The 6287-nt window shown below is 54.9% G+C and carries 8 protein-coding genes, 1 tRNA gene and 1 pseudogene; 5 read left to right on the top strand and 5 right to left on the bottom strand.

Annotation, left to right across the window (positions count from 1 at the left end):
- Window position 1: 1 nt before the first annotated feature.
- Window positions 2–1207 (bottom strand): pyridoxal phosphate-dependent aminotransferase, encoded by a 1206-nt coding sequence (locus Q0362_RS03960; RefSeq protein WP_298120020.1) that lies wholly within the window; start codon window positions 1205–1207, stop codon window positions 2–4.
- A 151-nt stretch (window positions 1208–1358) separates the two neighbouring features.
- Here Q0362_RS03960 and Q0362_RS03965 point away from each other — a divergent pair.
- From Q0362_RS03965 to rplA, 5 genes are all read left to right on the top strand, one after another.
- Window positions 1359–1431: transfer RNA gene (locus Q0362_RS03965), tRNA-Trp, on the top strand.
- 19 nt (window positions 1432–1450) lie between these two features.
- Window positions 1451–1741, top strand: a complete 291-nt coding sequence (secE, locus tag Q0362_RS03970) for a preprotein translocase subunit SecE (RefSeq protein WP_298120025.1) — start codon at window positions 1451–1453, stop codon at window positions 1739–1741.
- 68 nt (window positions 1742–1809) lie between these two features.
- On the top strand, window positions 1810–2586 hold the full coding sequence (gene nusG / locus Q0362_RS03975) for a transcription termination/antitermination protein NusG (RefSeq protein ID WP_239406888.1): 777 nt from the start codon (window positions 1810–1812) through the stop codon (window positions 2584–2586).
- Window positions 2587–2697: 111 nt separating this feature from the next.
- Window positions 2698–3129 carry a 50S ribosomal protein L11 gene (rplK, locus tag Q0362_RS03980; protein WP_280793976.1) on the top strand — a complete coding sequence of 144 codons (432 nt, stop codon included), beginning with the start codon at window positions 2698–2700 and terminating at the stop codon, window positions 3127–3129.
- 12 nt (window positions 3130–3141) lie between these two features.
- Window positions 3142–3831 (top strand): 50S ribosomal protein L1, encoded by a 690-nt coding sequence (rplA, locus tag Q0362_RS03985; RefSeq protein ID WP_280793977.1) that lies wholly within the window; start codon window positions 3142–3144, stop codon window positions 3829–3831.
- A 61-nt stretch (window positions 3832–3892) separates the two neighbouring features.
- On the opposite strand, the gene Q0362_RS03990 is transcribed toward rplA, so the two are convergent.
- The 4 genes and pseudogenes from Q0362_RS03990 to Q0362_RS04005 all read right to left on the bottom strand — a co-directional run.
- A complete protein-coding gene (locus Q0362_RS03990) occupies window positions 3893–4345 on the bottom strand; it encodes a GNAT family N-acetyltransferase (protein WP_298120028.1) in 453 nt (150 codons plus the stop codon).
- A 365-nt stretch (window positions 4346–4710) separates the two neighbouring features.
- Window positions 4711–5484 (bottom strand): FAD:protein FMN transferase, encoded by a 774-nt coding sequence (locus Q0362_RS03995; RefSeq protein ID WP_298120031.1) that lies wholly within the window; start codon window positions 5482–5484, stop codon window positions 4711–4713.
- A 2-nt stretch (window positions 5485–5486) separates the two neighbouring features.
- Complete coding sequence (locus Q0362_RS04000) at window positions 5487–5999, bottom strand: FMN-binding protein (protein WP_298120034.1); 513 nt, start codon at window positions 5997–5999, stop codon at window positions 5487–5489.
- Window positions 5999–6287, bottom strand: a pseudogene (locus Q0362_RS04005) (oxidoreductase); the annotation flags it as partial. The gene Q0362_RS04000 and the pseudogene Q0362_RS04005, both read right to left, overlap by 1 nt.

Below are 6287 nucleotides of genomic sequence, written 5' to 3' on the forward strand. Positions count from 1 at the left end.
TCTACTTCGTGCCGAAGAGCTTCTGCAGGCGCTGGACGCCTTCGAGGAGTTGAGCGTCTCCCAGTGCGTAGCTGAAGCGCAGGTATCCGCTGGGGCCGAACGCCTCACCGGGAACTGCAGCAACCTCTGCCTTATCCAAGATCAGGTCAGCGAGCTCCAAGGTGTTGGTGGGTGTAATGCCATCCCACTCCTTGTTCAGCAAGCCTGTGACGTCGCAGTAGACATAGAACGCACCCTCAGGCATGGGAACTTCAAAGCCAGGGATCTTGCGCAGTTCTTCCACAATCAACTTGCGGCGGCGGTCGAAGGCCAGACGCATTTCTTCTACTGGTTCTTGAGGACCAGTCAACGCAGCCAATGCAGCACGCTGAGAAATGTTGGAGACGTTCGAGGTCAAGTGTGACTGGAGGTTGGCAGCGGCCTTGATGGCATCGGCAGGGCCGACCATCCAGCCCAAACGCCAACCAGTCATGGCATAGCTCTTGGCAACACCGTTGACCAAGATGGTGCGGTCCTGCAGGGCCGGAACAGCATCCACGATGGAGATGGCCTTCACGCCGTCATAGGTGAGGTTCTGGTAAATCTCATCTGCGATGATCCACAGGCCGTGCTTCTCTGCCCATTCGCCGATGGCCTTTGTTTCCTCGACCGAGTACACAGCACCGGTGGGGTTTGAAGGCGAAACGAACAGCAGGAGCTTGGTCTTGTCGGTGCGCGCAGCTTCCAGCTGCTCCACGGTGACCTTGTATTCCTGGTCTGCACCAGCAAAGACATCAACCTGGACACCGCCAGCAAGCTTGATGGCTTCGGGGTAGGTGGTCCAGTAAGGGGTGGGGACAAGAACTTCGTCACCGGGATCAACCAGTGTCGCAAAAGCTTGGTAGACGGCCTGCTTGCCACCGTTGGTGACAATGACCTGGCTGGGGTCAACGGCCCAGCCGCTGTCACGCTTGGTCTTCTCTGCAATGGCCTGGCGCAGTTCGGGCAAACCAGCAGCGGGGGTGTAGCGGTGGTTCTTGGGATCCTTGACCGCAACCAACGCTGCCTCAACGATGTGAGCAGGGGTGGGGAAGTCTGGTTCACCAGCTGCATAGCTGATCACCGGGCGACCGGCTGCTTGCAGGGCTTTCGCCTTGGCATCAACCTTGAGGGTTGCTGACTCAGCAATGGCGGAAATACGAGAAGAAATTCGCTTCAATTCAGGCACGGTTACCACTATAGAGCGCGGAGCTCAGCTTTACAGAGAGGCACTTTCTCACCTAAGCTATTGCGAAGTGGTTGCAATATGCCATGCTTTCGCGCGCCTTCATGACGAAGACGAAATCGAGTCTGTGATTCGGTGACGTAGAGCGAAGCAAAGGGTGGTGGCTCAATTGGTAGAGCAGCGGTCTCCAAAACCGCAGGTTGCAGGTTCGAGTCCTGTCCGCCCTGCAAATCGAAAGGAAAAGAAATGGCGCAAGACGTAGCCGACGAACCCGGTGAGGACATCGTCGCACGTGCAAAGAAGGAGAGTGCTGGAAAGCGCAATCCTTTCTCGCGCCTTGCCCTTTTCGTTCGACAGGTGATTGGCGAGCTGAAGAAGGTCGTCACACCTACCCGCAAGGAACTCATCAACTACGTGTTGGTTGTGTTGGTATTCGTGGTCATCATGATGGCTCTCGTATCCGGCATGGACTACCTCTTTGGTTGGGGTGTGGTTGCCGTCTTCGGTGATCCCACTGTGGCCACCACTGCTGGCTAACCAGCGGTAAACGATTTTCTAGATAAGACAGGAACAACGTGACTGAATCATCGCGCGAAGACGAGCAGCTGCTCGAGGCCGCACTGGATGCACTCTCCGAGACTGACGCAGCCGAGGTTGTGGACGTAGAAGCTGACGCAGTAATTGAAGACGCTCTCGACGTAGACACCATCGAAGAAGCTGAGGCAGCGATCGTAGCTTCCGAGGACGAAGAAGAAGTTGCTGACGACCCCTACGCAGCGTTCGAAGCAGAGCTTCGCACCCTGCCCGGTAAGTGGTACGTCATCCACTCTTACGCAGGCTTTGAGCGCAAGGTCAAGCACAACATTGAGAACCGTCGTACCTCGATGCAGCTCAACGACTTCATCTTCCAGATCGAAGTTCCTATGGAAGACGTTGTGGAGATCAAGAACGGCCAGCGCAAGATGGTCACCCGCGTTCGTATCCCCGGATACGTTCTCGTGCGCATGGACCTCAACGAAGACAGCTGGTCGTGTGTTCGTCACACCCCCGGTGTTACTGGCTTCGTAGGCAACGCTCACAACCCCACCCCACTGCGCTTCCAGGAAGCATTCAACATGCTGAAGCCTTTGGTTGAGGTCAAGGATGTTCCCACCGCCAAGGCTGTTCAGGCCAAGGGTGGACAGGCTGTTGCTCGTACTCCTATCGCAGAGATCGACTTCGAAATCGGCGAGACCGTGGTTATCAAGGAAGGTTCGTTCGCTGGCCTCCCCGGAACCATCAACGAAATCAAGCCCGAGAGCGGCAAGCTCACCGTGCTGGTTTCGCTGTTCGAGCGTGAGACCCCCGTCGAGCTCAGCTTCGACCAGGTCACCAAGCAGTAACAAGATTTCCAGACGCTTGTCGTCTGGATTACCGCGAATCAGGTTCGCCTGATTTCACGGGAGAGTTCATCGGAACCCCGATGAGTTCGAATTCAAAAAAAGGAAAAAGAAATGGCACCGAAAAAGAAGGTCACAGGTCTGATTAAGCTTCAGATCCAGGCCGGCGCCGCGAATCCAGCTCCTCCTGTTGGTCCCGCTCTGGGTCAGCACGGTGTGAACATCATGGATTTCTGCAAGGCATACAACGCAGCAACCGAATCACAGCGCGGAAACATCATCCCCGTTGAGATCACCGTGTACGAAGACCGTTCATTCGACTTCGTTCTCAAGACTCCTCCTGCAGCTGAAATGATCAAGAAGGCTGCTGGCGTTGCTAAGGGTTCTGGTACTCCTCACACTGTGAAGGTTGCCAAGCTCACTCAGGCACAGGTTCAGACCATTGCGGAAGCAAAGATGGTTGACCTCAACGCAAACGACATCGAAGCTGCAAAGCTGATCATTGCCGGAACCGCACGTTCCATGGGCATCACGGTAGAGGGCTAAGGGGTATACATCATGGCTAAGAAGTCAAAGGCATACCTTGCTGCTGCCGCAAAGATCGAAGAAGGCAAGTTCTACACCGCTACCGAAGCAGTTGCTATTGCTAAGGAAACCGGTTCCGCAAAGTTCAACAGCACCGTTGAGGTAGCCCTCAAGCTCGGTGTTGACCCTCGTAAGGCAGACCAGATGGTTCGTGGAACCGTCATGCTGCCTCACGGTACCGGTAAGACTGCACGCGTTATCGTGTTCGCAACCGGTCCCGCTGCAGAAGCTGCACTCGCGGCTGGCGCTGACGAGGTTGGTGGCGACGAGCTCATCGAGAAGGTAGCCGGCGGCTACGTTGCTTTCGATGCAGCTGTATCGACTCCTGAGCTCATGGGTAAGGTCGGTCGTCTCGGTAAGGTACTGGGTCCTCGTAACCTGATGCCAAACCCCAAGACCGGAACCGTTACCCCCGATGTTGCTAAGGCTGTTAACGACATCAAGGGCGGAAAGATCGAATTCAAGGTAGACAAGCACTCCAACGTTCACTTCATCGTTGGTAAGGCTTCGTTCACCGCTGAGCAGCTGTCGGAGAACATCACCGCAGCTCTCGACGAAGTTGTTCGCCTCAAGCCTTCATCGGCAAAGGGCCGCTACATCCAGAAGGGTGCAGTCTCGACCACGTTCGGTCCTGGCATCCCCCTCGATGTTGCAAGCATCTAAGTTCAACTGAACTAGAGAAGCCCCGGCGCAGTGCGCCGGGGCTTCTTCGTTAATTCGTGAACTAGAGCGTGATTTCTCCAATTACTTCGCCATAGGCGGTGGTTCCAACGTCTCTAAAACCAACACGGTGGAAGAACGCTTCGGGGCCTTCAACACCCTTTTCCCACAACACGGTCAAGCGCTTGTTGCCACGTGCTCGTGCTTCATCAGCGAGTGCTGCCACGGCAAACTTTCCCACACCCTTGCCCTGATAGTCGGCAGAGACGTGGATTCTCCAGAGGCAACTCCGGAGTTCGTCGTTGAGGTTATCTGGATCAAAGTTGCCACGGATAAATCCGACAACAGTCTCACCATCCATGACAACACGAGGCCACGCGGTAGTGGGGTTTACATACGCCTCAGAGATTGAATATGACGGTGGAGCAATGAACTGCTCTTGACCGCGCTTCAAAGTCAGTGAGTTGGCAGCAACAATGTTGCTGGCGTTCAATTCTTCTAATCTGTAGGTCCCCATAGTTCTAGAGTATTCCTCCTACCTCAGAATAGGCAGTATCTGCATGTAAAGCTCAGGTAAACATTTCCTGAGCGCAGGGTGGGAAAAATCCGGGGTATTCTCAGTTTCAGAACTCGCAATAATTAGATTTGTGAGATACCCTAGGGGGTATACAGATTGACCGTTTGGTCATCGCTAACACGGAGGTATCACATGTGTAGTCCAGCCAAGTGCGGTTCATGCGGCAAGACCACCTGGACCGGTTGCGGCGAGCACATCGAGCAGGCCCTTGAGGGTGTAGCTCAGGCTGACCGCTGTACCTGTAACTAGGTTTCACGCAATAACAAAAAGAATGGGTCCCGATGGGGCCCATTCTTCGTTAACGCCTATTGTGCAATGAGTTCCTGGAACAGGGGATTGGCTTGCAATGAGCCATCTGGTGACACTGTCATCACTGCCACGGCAAAGTTCTGTGTGATCTGATCCAAAGTTGCTTGACCACCAGAGATGATCGCCGTGGCCAACACGTCTGCAGTAATGATGTCCTGGGCAATCACCGTTGCCTGAATGAAATCCTTGGTGGTTTCTGGGCGAAGCCAGATGTGTTCTCCGCGCTCAGCGGTTCCTGAGGTTGCCATAGCGGGGTATTGCTCATTCAAGCGCAGTGCAGTCATGACCGTTCCTCGTTCGAGAGGGTCCACAATCCCGGTAATCCAGCCGGATTCATCCGTTGATTGATTGCCTGAAGTAGTGAGGTCACCACCAACATTGACGGAGAAGTGTTCAAAGCCGGCATCGGTCAGCAGCTTTGCTGCTGAGTCGATGGCCACCGCTTTGATAGTTCCTGAGAGGTCAATGATTCCGTCTGGACGGTGGGGGGTAAATGCGCCGTCGGTCTTTTCACGCCAGTCCAGGGCGCGGGCGTATTCCTCTCGCATCTCCTGGCTGGCATCTGCCAAGGAGAGATCTCCTCGGGCAACGGCAGAGATCTCAGATTCTTCTAGATAGAGACTGAATTTCTGGTTCACGCGAGCGAACTCATGCTCAATCTCGTTGAGTACTGAGATGGCGTTGTGGTCAGAATCGTGCTCGCCGAGCTCAGCATCTGCAATGCGGATGCTGACCATGGTTCCCATGGTCTCGAACGAGTGAATGGCCATTGTTAACCGGTGAAGCCAGCAGCGTCCAAAGCAGACTGCAGGGACTGAATATAGGACTGTGAGGTGTATGTGGCACCACTCACGTTGGCGACTTTGGAGCTCTGTGCTGTGAGGACTTCTTCACGAAGGATGGGGTTCGCACGAGAACTAATCTGCTCAGATTTCCTGTCGGCAGTCTGTGTTTGCAGAACAACAACATCAGAAATCTTGCCGCCGGCAATCACGACCTGGACCTGTTGTGGTCCATAGCGGGTGTTCACGACGGCGCCGTCATAGGTGCCATCGGCGACACCAGTTGTTGCGGGAGCTGTGGTCTCAGCGGGAGCCGTTGTGGTCTCGGCTGAGGGAGCAGTCGAGCTAGAGGTGCTGGGTGAATTGGCGGTGCTGGTGCTGCTGGAAGCAGCAGCCTGGCTCTGGGGAAGAGAAGAAACGAGCGTTCCCACTCCTGCCTGCCAGCCAATGGCAACAATTGCTGCCGAACCAACACCGGCTAAGAAAGCACTACCTGCGCGCATTAGAAATCAAACCTTTCAGCGTGGATCTGGTGATCCTTGAGACCAAGACGCTTGGCGTCTCGAATGACGAGTTCGGTCCATGGAGTGGGACCACAAATATAGAGATCAGATTCTTTGATCTTGGGAGCGAGTGTGAGAAGTGATTCACCCTTGCCGTAGGCATCTGCTGAGAGCCACGTGTTCACGCCGCGGGGGCGGTGACCAACCAGGACTCGCAGTGAAGCAGATTTCTCCACGCACAGGTCGTAGGTCTCTTGCCACAGATAAACATCCTCAGCATCGCTGCCA

Source organism: uncultured Aurantimicrobium sp., from assembly GCF_936931525.1.
Lineage (GTDB): Bacteria > Actinomycetota > Actinomycetes > Actinomycetales > Microbacteriaceae > Aurantimicrobium.